Below are 13,613 nucleotides of genomic sequence, written 5' to 3'. Positions count from 1 at the left end.
CTCGTGATTACTGGCAGGCCTCGCACTCATCGAACCCGGGATCACCCGGTCGCATGGTGCATGCCGCCCCGAGGACTTCAGGCTCGGGCAGGGACATCGGCGCAGCGCTGGCGGCTGCGCCAGCTCCTGCTGCCATGGACACCGCGGTCAGTTCGCCGCCGCGGCCCGTGGACTTCTCGGCGCTGGTCGCACCCAGCGTGCGCAGATAGTAGGTGGTCTTCAGACCACGCTGCCATGCGAGCTTGTAGGTTTCGTCGAGCTTCTTGCCCGAGGCGCCTGCCATGTAAATGTTCAGAGATTGGGCCTGGTCGATCCATTTCTGGCGACGCGAGGCGCATTCGACCAGCCAGCGCGGGTCGGTCTCGAAGGCCGTGGCGTAGAGTGCGCGCAGCTCCGCAGGGACGCGATCGATCCTGGCGAGCGAGCCATCGAAGTATTTCAGGTCGGCAACCATGACCTCGTCCCACAGACCCAGTTTCTTCAGGTCGCGAGCCAGGTACTCATTGACGACGGTGAACTCGCCGGAGAGGTTCGATTTCACGTACAGGTTCTGGTAGGTCGGCTCGATGCACGCGGATACGCCGATGATATTTGAAATCGTTGCGGTTGGGGCAATCGCTACGCAATTGCTGTTCCTCATGCCATGGGCCTTGATGCGCGCGCGCAACGAGTCCCAGTCCATCGTGCTGCTTGCATCGACATCCACATAGCCGCCGCGCTCTTCGCGCAGCAAGGCGATGGAGTCCTGCGGCAGGATGCCGCGATCCCACAGCGATCCCTTGAAGCTTTGATACGCGCCGCGCTCGGCGGCGAGATCGCACGAGGCCGAGTAGGCGTAGTAGCACACGGCTTCCATCGACGTATCGGCGAACTGCACCGCGGCTTCGGAGGCATAGGGTACGCGCATCGCATGCAGGCAGTCCTGGAAGCCCATGATGCCCAGGCCCACGGGACGATGGCGCTCGTTGGCGTTGCGCGCCTTTTGTACCGCGTAATAGTTGATGTCGATCACGTTGTCGAGCATGCGCATCGCGGTGCCGATGGTGCGCTTGAGCTTCTCGTGATCGAGTGCGTAGCTGCCGTCGTCCTGCTGCTTCAGGTGCGCGACCAGGTTCACCGAACCCAGGTTGCACACGGCGATCTCGCTGTCGTTGGTGTTCAGCGTGATCTCGGTGCACAGGTTGGAGCTGTGCACCACGCCCACGTGCTGCTGCGGCGAGCGGATGTTGCACGGATCCTTGAACGTGATCCACGGATGGCCGGTCTCGAACAGCATCGAGAGCATCTTGCGCCACAGCGACATGGCGGGGATCTTCTTGAAGAGCGTGAGCTCGCCGCGCTCGACCTTGGCTTCGTATGCGGTGTAGGCGGCCTCGAATTCACGGCCGACCTTGTCGTGCAGGTCGGGCGCATCGGAGGGCGAGAACAGCGTCCACTCGCCGTTCTCCATCACGCGCTTCATGAACAGGTCGGGAATCCAGTTGGCGGTGTTCATGTCGGGCGTGCGGCGGCGCTCGTCGCCCGTGTTCTTGCGCAGCTCGAGGAATTCCTCGATGTCCAGGTGCCACGTCTCCAGGTAGGTGCAGACCGCGCCCTTGCGCTTGCCGCCCTGGTTCACCGCGACGGCGGTGTCGTTGACCACCTTCAGGAACGGCACCACGCCCTGGCTTTCGCCGTTGGTGCCCTTGATGTGGCTGCGCAGCGCGCGCACCGGCGTCCAGTCGTTGCCCAGGCCGCCGGCATACTTGGCGAGCAGGGCGTTCTCCTTGATCGCGTCGTAGATGCCTTCGAGGTCGTCGGAGACCGTGGTGAGATAGCACGACGAGAGCTGCGAGTGCAGCGTGCCCGCGTTGAACAGCGTGGGCGTCGAGCTCATGAAGTCGAAGCTCGAGAGCAGGCGATAGAACTCGATCGCGCGCGCATCGCGGTTCTGCTCGCGCAGGGCCAGACCCATGGCCACGCGCATGTAGAAGGCCTGCGGCATCTCGATGCGCTGGCCGCGCACGTGCAGGAAGTAGCGGTCGTACAGCGTCTGCAGGCCGAGATAGTTGAACTGCAGGTCGCGGTCGGCTTCGATCGCATTGGCCAGGCGCGTCAGGTCGAAGCTGGCGAGTTCGGGGTCGAGCAGTTCGCTCTCGATGCCCTTGGCGATGAAGCGCGGGAAGTAGTCCTTGTAGCGCTCGGCCATCCGGGCCTGGCTCACGTGCTGGCCCAGCACTTCGCGGCCGATGGTGTGCAGCAGCAGTCGCGCGGTGACCTGGCTGTAGGCCGGGTCCTTCTCGATCATCGAGCGCGCGGCCAGGATGGCGGACTTGAGCACCTCGTCCAGGGAAACACCGTCATACAGGTTCTTGACCGTTTCCTTCAGGATCGCGTCGGTGTCGACATACTCGGTCAGGCCCTGGCCTGCCGATACGATCAGATCCTGCAGGCTGGCGATGTCGAGCGGGCGGCGCTCGCCGTCGACCAGCACGTTGACCTGGCCATGCTCGGCCTGCACCTGGGCGGCGACCGCGCGCTCCTGTGCACGCTTCTCGCGGTACAGGACGTAGGCACGGGCGACATCATGCTCGCCCGAGCGCATCAGGGCGAGTTCGACCTGGTCCTGGATGTCCTCGATGTGGAAGGTGCCGCCACCCGGCTGGCGGCGCATGAGGGCGGCCACGACCTGCTGCGTGAGTTGCTCGACCAGCTCGCGCACGCGCGCGGAAGCCGCGCCCTGCCCGCCGTTGACGGCGAGAAAGGCCTTGGTCATGGCCACGGCGATCTTGCCGGGCTGGAAGGGCACCACCGAGCCGTTGCGGCGCAGGGTCTTGTAGTCCTGGTACGCAGGGCTGTCGGCGGACGGGGTGTTGGCAGGGTTGGACGGACGGAGCGGGGCGGGCGCGGCGCCAGCCACAGGAGAAGTGGATTGCATGGGGGCTCCTGGAGAGTCGAAGCAGCAACCACACTATGGGTAGTGCTTCGTTGGGTGTTCAGGCACTAATTGTAGTGGTGGGGGCCAGAGGGCACAAGCGTGCCCCCAAGGGGCCATTAACAATTCGATGCAAGTCTGACGATAAAAGAACGCAACTTTTTGCAGCACGGCGGTCTGCCCCGGACGCTGGGCGCGCTCACGGCAGCAGACGGGCCGGCAGGGCTGTGTCGCGCCGGTAGCGCGACCAGTCGAAAGCGGGGCCGGGATCGGTCTTGCGGCCGGGCGCGATGTGTTCGTGTCCACGCACGGCACGCAGCGGGTAGCGGCTGCGCAGCACCCGGGTGAGCTGCGCGAGCCGCGCATATTGCGCATCGGTGTAGGGCAGGGTGTCCGTGCCCTCGAGCTCGATGCCGATCGAGAAGTCGTTGCAGCGCTGCCGATCGGCGAAGAACGACACGCCCGCGTGCCAGGCCCGCCCATCGGCGGGCACGAATTGTACGACTTGCGCGTCGCGGCGCACGAAGAAGTGCGCGCTCACGTGCAAGCCCTGCAATCGGGCGAACCATGGGTGGGCGTTCAGGTCCAGCCGGTTGGTGAAGAGCTGCTCGACATAGGGCCCGCCGAACTCGCCGGGCGGCAGGCTGATGTTGTGCACGACCAGCAGACGGATGGGTTCGCCGGCAGGCCGCGCATCGCAGTTGGGCGAGGGGGCATGCCGCACGTCCGGGCCGGGCAGCAGCCAGCCGCGCCGGTCCAGGCGCAAGGGGGTCAACGCGGCGCCCCCAGGCGCGCATGGTCTTCCGAGCACCAGTGCTTGCCGTTGCGCTGGATGGCATCCTTGGCCGGCAGGTGCACGCCGCAGTGCGCGCATTGCGCCATCGGCTCGAAGCGCCGGCTGCGGCTGGTGCGCCGGGCCGCGGTGGTGCGCGCAGCCGCATGGCGGGCCATGAGCCGCATCACCAGCAGGCCCACGATGACGACGGCGGCCCAGAAGAGAAGTTTGCTCATCAAATGCTCCGAGAAACCCGGCATCCAGGCCGGGGAGGAAAAGGGCGCAGCCGATGGCCATGCCCCACTCGGGACGTCGAGCGCCAGTCTCGGGAGACCCCGGCCTTCAGGGCGGGGAGGACGTCAACGCTGAAGTACGAGTTCCAGTACGAAACGGCTGCCTGCATAGGCCAGCAGCAGCAGGATCAAGCCCGCGAGTGTATAGCGAACCGCGACGCGCCCGCGCCAGCCGCGCAGGCAGCGGCCGAGCAGCAAGGTGCCGAAAGTGATCCAGGACAGCAGAGTGAACACTGTCTTGTGGTCGAAGGGCAGGAGCGGGCCGCCGAGCGCCCGCGACATGGCCGCGCCGGTGAGCACGGCCAGCGTGAGCAGGACGAAGCCGATCCAGATCAGCCGGAACAGCACCTGTTCGAGCACCAGCAGCGGCGGGATCGCGTCGAACAGCCGGCCCCAGGCCGGCGACATGCCGGCGCTGTCGGCCGTGGGCTGTGGACTGTGCAGGCGGCGATCGGCCGCCGCCATGAGCAGCGCATGCAGCGCGGCGATGGTCATGATGCCGTAGGCGGCCAGCGAAACCGTGAGGTGCGCGGCCAGCCACGGCGTGCCGGTATGGGGAATGCTGATCGGGTGCTGCATGGCGACCGGCATCAGCGCGGCGAGCGCGGCCAGCGGCAGCAGCACCAGCCGCACGCCGTCTACCCGTATGATGAAGCTTTCGAGCCAGAACACCAGTATGCCCAGCCAGAGCGTGGCCGAGAGCGCCAGGCCCAGGCCCATGCGCAGTTCGCCATCGCCCACCATCGCTGCGTACAGCCCGGCGCCGTGTATCAGCAGCACCAGGCCGAGCAGGGATTTCTCGGTCGGCGTGGCGAGCGTGCCGGCGTGTCCGGCGAGCGCGCGCCACGGGCGCAGGCCGAGCAGCGCATACCCGAGAGCGGCGAGTGTGTGCAATACAATTCCCATAACCGTCCCAGTGTAAGCGATTCCCATTCATGCTAGACAATCTCACCAACCGTCTGTCGCGCGTCGTCAAGACCCTGCGCGGCGAGGCCCGCCTGACCGAGGCCAACACGCAGGAAATCCTGCGCGAGGTGCGCATGGCGCTGCTGGAGGCCGACGTCGCCCTGCCGGTGGTGCGCGACTTCGTGGCCAAGGTCAAGGAAAAGGCCCTGGGCGAGGAGGTCGTCGGCAGTCTCACGCCCGGCCAGGCCCTGGTCGGCGTGGTGCACAGCGAGCTCACCGCGCTCATGGGCGGCGATCTCGGCCCCTACGCGGCCGAACTCTCGCTGGCCCAGCAGCCGCCCGCCATCGTCCTCATGGCCGGCCTGCAGGGCGCGGGCAAGACCACCACCACCGGCAAGCTCGCGCGCTGGCTGCGCGAAGGGCTGCACACGCACGAAGGGCGCAAGACGGGCAAGAAGAAGGTGCTGGTGGTGAGCGCCGACGTGTACCGTCCCGCCGCCATCGAGCAACTGCGCACCGTCGCGGCCCAGGCCGGGGTGGACTTCCTGCCGTCGAACACCGAGCAGTCGCCCGAGGAGATCGCGCGCAACGCGCTCGAGCACGCACGGCGCTATCACTACGATGTGCTGCTGGTCGATACGGCGGGCCGCCTGGGCGTGGACGAGGCCATGATGCGCGAGATCAGCGCCCTGCACGCCCTCTTGAAGCCCATCGAGACCTTGTTCGTGGTCGATGCCATGCAGGGTCAGGACGCGGTCAACGTGGCCAAGGCCTTCAACGACGCGCTGCCGCTCACGGGCGTGGTGCTGACCAAGCTCGACGGCGACTCGCGCGGCGGTGCGGCGCTGTCGGTGCGCCACGTCACGGGCAGGCCGGTCAAGTTCGTCGGCGTCTCGGAAAAGCTCACCGGCCTGGAGCCTTTTCACCCCGAACGCATGGCCCAGCGCATCCTGGGCATGGGCGACATCGTCTCCCTGGTCGAGCAGGCGCAGCAGGCGATCGACCAGCAGGACGCCCAGAAGCTCGCCGCCAAGCTCAAGTCGGGCTCGAAGTTCGACCTCAACGATTTCCGCGACCAGCTCGCCCAGGTCTCCAAGCTGGGCGACATGGGTTCGCTCATGGAGAAGCTGCCGGCCCAGTTCGCCCAGGCCGCCGGCCAGTTGAAGGGCGGCCAGGCCGAGCAGCAGATGCGCCGCATGCGCGGCATCCTCGATTCCATGACGCCGGCCGAGCGTGCCAAGCCGGAACTGCTCAAGGCCTCGCGCAAGCGCCGCATCGCCACGGGCTCGGGCGTGCCGGTGCAGGAGGTCAACCGCCTGCTCTCGCAGTTCGACCAGATGCAGGGCATGATGAAGCAGATGAAGAAGGGCGGCATGGCCAAGATGATGCGCGCGATGGGCGGCATGAAGGGGCTGGGCGGCCTGGGCGGCATGAAGCTGCCCGGCGGGTTCAAGATGAAATAGGGGGACGACGGCATGAACGCGGTGGCTTACCTGCTGATTCTCGCGGCCCTGCTGCCGCTGCTTGCCGCAACCGTTGCCAAGGCGCGCGGCGAGCGCTTCGACAACAACGATCCGCGCGGCTGGCTGGCCCGGCAACAGGGCTGGCGTGCGCGCGCGAACGCAGCCCAGAGCAATCTCTTCGAAAGCCTGCCGTTCTTCTTCGCCGCGGTCCTCTACGCGCTGTACGCCGGCGCCGCGCCCGGCACGGTGGGTTGGCTGATGCTGGCCTGGATCGTGTTGCGCCTGGCTTACATCGGCTGCTACCTCGCGGACCTCGGCCTGCCGCGCTCGGCGGTATGGGCGCTGGCGCTGGCATTGAACATCGCGATCGTGTTTGCGGGCTGACGGTTCGGCGTGGTCGGGCCACCGCGACGGCGGCGTGCCAGCGGGTCAACCGTCGTGGGCCTGGATCAGACGGTGCAGTTCGTCGGCGGCAGCGCCCGCCTTGAGTGCTTTCTCCCAGAGGCGGTCGGCCAGTTGTGCGTACATGCGCAACGCAGCCGGGTCCTCGGTGACGGTGGCCACGCCGTAGCGCAGGTTGGTCGGCTCGGCAATACGGAAAGGGCTGTTGACCAGCAGTCTGCGCCCGCCCGCGCGCATCAGCTCGAATCCCGCCGTGGGCAGTCGGTGCGGCGTCAGGGCGATCTGCACCCCCATGGGCGGTGAGACGATCAGCTCCGCCATGTGGCGGATCTCGCGCAGGGCTTCACGGCGCAACTGTGCGCGACGGGCATAGGCCATGCCGGGCAGTCCGCCCATGCCGGTCTCGAGGTAGTGCTTCACTTCCGCGAGCGGGACGATGCTGACCAGGGTGGGTGAACGGTAGCGGAAAGCCGCCTTGCGGGCAGCGAGCGTGTGCATCAGGCGCTGGCATTCGGCGGGCGTCAGATGATCGCCGATCTCGCTTTCCCGGGTGAGCGCCTCGGCGAGCAGCGTGTCGTAGCGTTCCGAGGTGAGCAGGTAGGCGATCGGTCCGAACACGACGGTCAGTTGCTCCGCGGCGGCTTCGAGCTTCTGCACGCGTTCGAAGAACTGGAGCCCGTGGGTGACGTATTCGTTGCCCAGGCCGAGCAGGGCGGTGGGAGAGGTGCCATAGACGCGGGCGAGCTTGTCCAGCACGTCCAGCTTGACGATGTTGCCGGCCTCGTAGCGATAGAGCAGTGCCCGCGAAACCCCGGCCGCGCGCGCCGCCTGTTCGGCGCTCAGGCCGGCCGTCTCGCGGTATTCGCACAAGCGCTTGCCGATTTCGCGGTATCCGTCCATGGGTGCCTGCTGCGGTGCGCCGCCAGTGTGTCCAAAAAACAAGACTTATATCGCAATTTCGATGCAAATATCGAAATCGAGCATGGGCGTGCGACGCGGCGGCGACCATAGTGTGCGGGTTGCCCACTGTCCTGCCGGCGCACGCGCGTCGGCCGCCATCATGCCCTTCGTGTCGCTGCGGGGTGCCAATGTGCACTATCTCCACCACGGCTGCGGTGGCCGTCCCATCGTCTTTCTGCATGGCGGATTCGGCAGCTCCTCCGAACTCTGGGAACTCGCCATGGCGGGCCTGCCTCAGGGCTGGAGCGGCTACGCGATCGACAACTTCCTGCGCTCGGATGCGCCTCCCGAGGGCTACAGCGTGCCTGCCCTGGCGGCCCGCGTGGCGGACTTCATCGATGCGCTCGGGCTCGATCGCCCGGTCGTCGCGGGGCATTCGATGGGCGGCGTCGTTGCTCAGCTCGTCGGCATCCGGTATCCGGAGCGCGTCTCGGGATTGGTGCTGGTGTGCACCGGACCTTCCATGACCAGCCATGCGATGGCGCGCGCCTGGTGCGAGCAGCTCGCCGAACATGGCAGTGCCGCCATGCGGGAGATCAGCGCCAACTGGTTCCACACCGTTCCTGGCACCTTCTTCGAGGACTATGTCGCAAGAGCCTGCGCCGCGCCGGTGCCGGCCATGCTCGCGGTGCAGCGGTCTTTGATCGAGACCGATCTTCGCGCAGACCTCGGGCGCATCGGCTGCCCCGCGCTGATCGTGCACGGTGCTCATGACCAGGGGCGCACGATGACGCACATGCGCGCGCTGCTCGACGGCATCCGCGACAGCCGGCTGGCGGTCATGCCCGACAGCGGCCATTCGCCGATGGTGGAAACGCCGGCGGACTTCAGCCTCGCGCTGGGCGACTTTCTGAGCGGGCTCGACGAGCGGCGCCTCGAGGCCTGCAGCACCGTCTGAAGGCCAACTTCGTTTGCCACCCACCACGATCGGAGTCTTTCATCATGATGCAGATCTTCTCCTCTTTCCGGCCGGGAGCGTCGGCAATGCCGCGCGGCCGTGCCTTGCGGACGTTCGCCAGGTTCGCGGCAGCCGCGATGGTCCTGGCAGCCGGCTCCGCGCAGGCCGATGTGCTGGACCAGGTGCGGGCCGCCGGGGCAGTGCGGGTGGCTGTCGTCCAGGACTATCCGCCGTTCGGCTCGGTCGGCCCCGACATGCAGCCGCAGGGGTTCGACATCGACCTTGCCCGCATGCTGGGCGAACGCCTGGGCGTGCGTACCGAACTCGTCAAGGTCATCACGGCGAACAAGATCCCGTACCTCACGACCGGCCGCGTGGACGTGCTGCTGAACATCGGCTTCAATGAAGAACGAGACAAAGTGGTGGACTTCTCGCAGCCGTATGCGCCGTACTTCGTCGGCGTATACGGCCCGGTCGGGACGGCGGTGGCCTCGGCGTCGGACCTGGGCGGGCGGTCGGTGAGCGTGACTGCCGGCACCATCGAGGATCTGCTGCTGACCAAGCACATGGCCGCCGACACCAAGGTCATGCGCTACGAGGACAACACGTCCACCATTTCGGCCTTCATGTCCGGCCAGGCTGAGTTCATCGCCATCGGCAATATCGTGGCCGCGACGGTGCTCGCCAAACAGCCGGCGCGCAAGGCCGAGCAGAAATTCCTCATGATGAATTCTCCGGTCAGGGCCGCAGTGAACGAGGGCGAGGCCCGGCTGCTGGCAGAGGTCGATGCTGCGATAGGCGAGGCCAAGCGTACGGGTGAGCTGAACCGGATGTCGGAGCGCTGGCTGGCACAATCGCTGCCGGAAGGGTTCTGACGTTGTTGCTGGCGACGCCGGCGAGCCTCCCTTCCGATGCGACTGGCCGGATCGCGCGATAGGCGCCGGCGCGCAGCAGGCGGGCTCGATGCCGCAACCGCGTGGCGGCGGGAACGTCCTGGCCGCCGCGCAGTCTCAGCGTCGTCCCGGCCTGTCGGGCTGCCGTGGCCGGGTCCGGCCGCGCGGCGCTGATGGCGAGGCCGCAGGCGGCTATCGCCAAAGTGCTCGCATCCAGGTCTCGCTGTGCCTTGAAGGGAAAAACCCCTTTTCCTCTTTTTCCGGAGATTCCCCGCATGACCCTCGTGACCTGGATGTTGATCGTCGCGGCCCTGCTGCCCTTCGCAGCCGCGGGCCTGGCCAAGGCCGGAGGCCAAGGGTTCGACAACAACGATCCGCGCGCCTGGCTGGCGCGCCAGGAAGGGTGGCGGGCACGCGCCAACGCCGCCCAGAACAACCTGTTCGAAGGCCTGCCTTTCTTCTTCGCGGCCGTTCTGTTCGCCTTGCACACCGGCGCCGACCCTTCGGACGTGGGGCGCCTCATGCTGCTCTGGGTGGTGCTGCGTGTGGCCTATGTGTGGTTCTACGTGGCCGAACGCGGCACCTTGCGCTCGCTGGTCTGGGCCCTGGCGCTCGCCGTCAATATCCTGATCGTGTTCGCCGGCTGAGGCGGGCGCCCAGGCGCGCTCAACTGCCGTCGTCGTACGCGGGCAGCGCGCCGGCAAGTGCGACCTCGACGGCTGTGGCCGCCTGCGCCGCCGGATGGCCGGACGCGGCGGCCGATGGCAGCGTCCAGGGCGTGTCCTCCCACAGCAGGTCCTGCTGCCAGAGCGAGCCGCCGAAACGCGCCAGGTCGCCGGCCGCACCTTCGTCGTAGGCTGCACGCAGATGCAGGATGGCGCGGTAGGCGTCGCCGGCATCGGCGACGCCCGCTAGGATCGCCACCAGATCGACACCGGGCGCATCCGGGCCGCTGACGTGGGCCTGTGCCGCGTGGCTGGCCACGGCCAGTCGCGCGTGCAGATAGGACTGGTCGCCGTCCGCTCCGAGCGCGGCGACCAGAAAGGTGAAGAGGAAGGCATCGCGGCTCTGGACGCCGGTGTCCAGCTCCTGGAGCCAATGGTCGCGGCCCGAGGCGTCGGGCAGACGTCCGAGCACCGAGGCGTAGGCCAGCTCCAGGAACTGCTCGTTGTTCAGGACGGTGCCGGCCTCGCCGCTTACGCTGCCGCTGTGATACATCGACTTGGCGACAGCGCGAAATGCATCGGCCTCGCTCATACCCTCTTCCAGGTAGTGGGCCACGTCCCCGGCCCAGTATGCCAACCCCTCGAACTCGGGCGCGCGGCCGAAGGCGCCGACGTACATGCTGACGAGAAAATCGACCTGCGCGGCGGTGACGCCGTCGAAGGCGAGATCGGCATCGGGAAGCGCGCCGTTGCCCGCGTCGTAGACGGCTTCGAGCACGTCGTCGGCGTTGGGGGCGGGGTTATGGGGGGCTACTTCGATCCAGCCTTGCACCATCTCCACGTGGCTGATGTTGCCGCTTTGCACTGCGTTGATCAGCGCGGCGCGTTCGCCCGGCGCGGCGGTGGGATACAGGAAGTCCACGAATTCGTCGGCCTTGATCGATGCGACGTAGGCGTCGGGGTTGTTGATCGCCCATATATCGACCGGGCTGCTCGGGAAAGCCTTGTAGTACTGCCCTGATACTCCGATGCTGTTCAATAAGGCACGCTCGTACACCTCTTCTGGTGTGCCGATACCTCGGTCGATGAACCAAAAACCAGCGTCAACAGCGGCGATTGCGTCGCCCAGACGTGACCATTCACCTGGTCCTTGAGGCAGATAGACTTCATAAAAATAGGTCAGCTTTGCGACGATCTGATTTCTTGTGTAGCTCATTGGAATCCCTCTACATAAAGTCAATTAGATCGGCCGACTCAGGAAATAACCTTGCATCGATTTCCTGATTTCAAGACATATTCGGCCTTGACACCGAGCCCTGGCCAAAGCTGATTTGCGGTTCGTTGGCATTCGTTATTGCCGGCGGCAATGCCGCCGGCACCCTGTTCGTTGTTGGTCGCGGCGGAGGCGTCAATGGCCCGTCTGATGTTTGTGTCCCATACTCCAGGCATCTCTTTGTTCAAAAAATCCCGATACACGTTTCCAGCAGCCGCGCCTCCCGCATCGTTGAATTTCTGATGGCCGATCGCCGAGGCGCGACTCCACCAGTCGTCCAGCCAGTAGGTGTAGCCGGACCGTTCGGGACAGCGACCCGCCGTGCCCAATCCCCGGTAATAGCTGATCAACTGGTTTCGATACGTGTTGTCCATCAGCGCGCTTCCGGCGCTGTATCCGGTGTCGCTGCTGCTGCATATCATCGAAGTGAAGGAGCGATCGATGGGGAAGTCGGTGCCGGGCTTGGGGCCGCTGGCCTGGCAGGTGCTGCGGCTGACCTGGCAGTTGCGCCAGGTGGTCGTGCCGTTGTGGCTGATGCGCTCCGTGCCGTGCGGCGGCAGCAGCCAGCCGTACACGGTGTAGCTGCCTTGCTGCGCCGATGTGCAGGCGCCGGTCTGCCCGGTGGGACAACTGCAGGCGCAACTGCGCGACGTGGTGTCGGTGCGCAATGCGACGGCGGTGCTGCAGCGCCCGCTGCCGGTGTGCCAGTATTGGCCGCTCGGACAACCGGTGCTTGATGTCCCGATGCGCAACTCGAGGTGCTGCAGGTCGGAGAGCAGGTGGATTTCGGCCTCTTTCGCCTGTGCGCCAGACGGGATGGCGAGCGCGAGCAGGGCGAGACCCAGCAGGCGGGCACCGCAGGTAGTACGACCGGCAAAGCGCTGCGCCGGCCGGGCGAGCGGACGTCGACCCGGCCGGCGGGCCCGCGCTATGGCTATGTGTGCGCGCGCGGCGCTTGCGCGCCATGGTGGGAAGACGGAGGAGGCGCCGTGGCGTCGCTCGCGCTGCGGCGCAGCCCGGCTCGCCGCGGGGGCGGCCAGGGTTGGCGCGGCAATGGGTATGGGCTGTAGCAGTGGCATGGCGGCGGACCTGAGTGGATCGGGCACGCGCCGCAACGGAGGGCCGGCAAGCCGGCACGCCACTCGGTTCGTGAAGATCGCATGGTGCGCGGCCCGCCGGCCGGGTGCAATGCGTAGCGCGCGCAAAGCCGCGCACTCTGGCCCGCTTCGCGTTGCGCCACAGGCAAGCCGGTGTCCTCCTCCGGGGCAAGCCGATGTCCCACCGGGAGCCCGTCGACGGCTCCTAGTCCTTGGGCAGAGCCGGCTTGCGGTGCGAGAAGCGCGTTTCCTCGGCCGTGATCACTTCCAGCAGCGCGGCCCGACCGTTGCGGGTCTGCTCGCAGGCGCGGCGCAGCGCGCCGGCGATCGCCCCGGGTTCTTCGACCCGCTCGCTCCAGCCGCCCAGGTCGCGCGCCAGGCCGGCGTAATCGCCGCCGATGTCGCGCGAGCGGTACAGGCGGTGCGACAGTTCCATGTGGCCGCCTTCGCACGCCATGATCGAATTGTTGAAGACGATGGTGAGAATGGGGGCGTCGCAGCGCACGGCGGTTTCGAAATCCAGCCCGGTCATGCCGAAGGCCGCGTCGCCCATGAAATTGACGCACAGTTTGTCGGGTCTAGCGAGCTTGGCCCCGATGGTCAGGCCCAGGCCGTGGGACTTGCCCCAGCCCAGGTAGCTGTTGGGCACGGTGGCGCGGTAGAACGGGATGATCTGGTCGCGCGGGCTGCCTCGCGCACGACCGTGCCGTCGGGCGCCGCCCGCCCGCGCAGCCGGTCGCGCAGCGCTTCGATCAACTGGCCCAGCACCAGTTTGGCGTCGCCCAGCAGGGCGACGTCGGTTTCGTAGCCCTTGTGCAGGTCCCTGGGGTCGTTGCTCAGGTGCACGAAGCGCTTGCGGTACGACAGGATGGGGTTGACCAGGGCACGCCGGGTCAGGCTGGTGCCCACCGCGAACACCAGTCGGCCGGGTTGGCGACCGAGGTCGTAGGCCGGCTGCATGCCGAGATCGGCCGAGCGTGGCCCTCGCCCGACGTGGCGCGCCTGCTGCCCATGGGCGGCGATGCCGGCGAATACGTGCAGCTCATCCGGCGCGAGGATGCGAAGTGGCGGCCG

The 13,613-nt window shown here is 67.0% G+C and carries 14 protein-coding genes; 5 read left to right on the top strand and 9 right to left on the bottom strand.

All coding sequences use genetic code 11. The annotated features are described in order from the left end of the window. Positions 1 to 7: 7 nt before the first annotated feature. The 4 genes from FOZ76_RS25275 to FOZ76_RS25260 form a co-directional block, all read right to left on the bottom strand. The gene (locus FOZ76_RS25275; RefSeq protein WP_143951061.1) at positions 8 to 2,917 is read right to left on the bottom strand and encodes a ribonucleoside-diphosphate reductase subunit alpha; all 2,910 of its coding nucleotides are present in this window, start codon (positions 2,915 to 2,917) and stop codon (positions 8 to 10) included. A gap of 196 nt (positions 2,918 to 3,113) precedes the next feature. Next, entirely contained in the window at positions 3,114 to 3,689 is a 576-nt protein-coding gene (ampD, locus tag FOZ76_RS25270) for a 1,6-anhydro-N-acetylmuramyl-L-alanine amidase AmpD (RefSeq protein WP_211366506.1), read from the bottom strand. After that, positions 3,686 to 3,925 (bottom strand): PP0621 family protein, encoded by a 240-nt coding sequence (locus tag FOZ76_RS25265; protein WP_143951059.1) that lies wholly within the window; start codon positions 3,923 to 3,925, stop codon positions 3,686 to 3,688. Before FOZ76_RS25265 ends, ampD begins: the two co-directional genes overlap by 4 nt. Positions 3,926 to 4,048: 123 nt before the next feature. Beyond that, positions 4,049 to 4,888 carry a cytochrome C assembly family protein gene (locus FOZ76_RS25260; protein WP_143951058.1) on the bottom strand — a complete coding sequence of 280 codons (840 nt, stop codon included), beginning with the start codon at positions 4,886 to 4,888 and terminating at the stop codon, positions 4,049 to 4,051. 29 nt (positions 4,889 to 4,917) lie between these two features. Here FOZ76_RS25260 and ffh point away from each other — a divergent pair, with 29 nt between their 5' ends. Then, positions 4,918 to 6,351, top strand: a complete 1,434-nt coding sequence (ffh, locus tag FOZ76_RS25255) for a signal recognition particle protein (protein ID WP_143951057.1) — start codon at positions 4,918 to 4,920, stop codon at positions 6,349 to 6,351. A 12-nt stretch (positions 6,352 to 6,363) separates the two neighbouring features. Continuing rightward, positions 6,364 to 6,735, top strand: coding sequence for an MAPEG family protein (locus FOZ76_RS25250; RefSeq protein ID WP_143951056.1), 372 nt, complete (start codon positions 6,364 to 6,366; stop codon positions 6,733 to 6,735). A gap of 45 nt (positions 6,736 to 6,780) precedes the next feature. Here FOZ76_RS25250 and FOZ76_RS25245 read toward each other — a convergent pair whose 3' ends face one another. Beyond that, the gene (locus tag FOZ76_RS25245; protein WP_143951055.1) at positions 6,781 to 7,653 is read right to left on the bottom strand and encodes a helix-turn-helix domain-containing protein; all 873 of its coding nucleotides are present in this window, start codon (positions 7,651 to 7,653) and stop codon (positions 6,781 to 6,783) included. A 160-nt stretch (positions 7,654 to 7,813) separates the two neighbouring features. Here FOZ76_RS25245 and FOZ76_RS25240 point away from each other — a divergent pair, with 160 nt between their 5' ends. The 3 genes from FOZ76_RS25240 (at position 7,814) to FOZ76_RS25230 (ending at position 10,151) form a co-directional block, all read left to right on the top strand. After that, positions 7,814 to 8,611 carry an alpha/beta fold hydrolase gene (locus FOZ76_RS25240; protein ID WP_170235629.1) on the top strand — a complete coding sequence of 266 codons (798 nt, stop codon included), beginning with the start codon at positions 7,814 to 7,816 and terminating at the stop codon, positions 8,609 to 8,611. Between the two features lie 86 nt (positions 8,612 to 8,697). Then, positions 8,698 to 9,486, top strand: a complete 789-nt coding sequence (locus tag FOZ76_RS25235) for a transporter substrate-binding domain-containing protein (RefSeq protein WP_143951268.1) — start codon at positions 8,698 to 8,700, stop codon at positions 9,484 to 9,486. A gap of 293 nt (positions 9,487 to 9,779) precedes the next feature. Then, positions 9,780 to 10,151 (top strand): MAPEG family protein, encoded by a 372-nt coding sequence (locus tag FOZ76_RS25230; RefSeq protein WP_143951053.1) that lies wholly within the window; start codon positions 9,780 to 9,782, stop codon positions 10,149 to 10,151. Positions 10,152 to 10,170: 19 nt separating this feature from the next. Here FOZ76_RS25230 and FOZ76_RS25225 read toward each other — a convergent pair whose 3' ends face one another. The 4 genes from FOZ76_RS25225 to FOZ76_RS27760 form a co-directional block, all read right to left on the bottom strand. Continuing rightward, positions 10,171 to 11,385: a DUF4214 domain-containing protein gene (locus tag FOZ76_RS25225; RefSeq protein ID WP_143951052.1), complete on the bottom strand. Its 1,215-nt coding sequence runs from the start codon at positions 11,383 to 11,385 to the stop codon at positions 10,171 to 10,173. A 38-nt stretch (positions 11,386 to 11,423) separates the two neighbouring features. Continuing rightward, complete coding sequence (locus FOZ76_RS25220) at positions 11,424 to 12,521, bottom strand: hypothetical protein (RefSeq protein WP_143951051.1); 1,098 nt, start codon at positions 12,519 to 12,521, stop codon at positions 11,424 to 11,426. 223 nt (positions 12,522 to 12,744) lie between these two features. Continuing rightward, entirely contained in the window at positions 12,745 to 13,188 is a 444-nt protein-coding gene (locus FOZ76_RS27765) for a thiamine pyrophosphate-dependent enzyme (protein WP_211366503.1), read from the bottom strand. Beyond that, complete coding sequence (locus FOZ76_RS27760) at positions 13,140 to 13,499, bottom strand: hypothetical protein (RefSeq protein WP_211366500.1); 360 nt, start codon at positions 13,497 to 13,499, stop codon at positions 13,140 to 13,142. The genes FOZ76_RS27765 and FOZ76_RS27760 overlap by 49 nt, the downstream gene beginning before the upstream one ends. Between the last annotated feature and the right edge of the window lie 114 nt (positions 13,500 to 13,613).

The organism is Verticiella sediminum, assembly GCF_007558815.1.
Lineage (GTDB): Bacteria > Pseudomonadota > Gammaproteobacteria > Burkholderiales > Burkholderiaceae_B > Verticiella > Verticiella sediminum.
The sequence above is the reverse complement of the archived record's forward strand: the minus strand, read 5'-3'. Positions and strand labels throughout refer to the sequence as shown.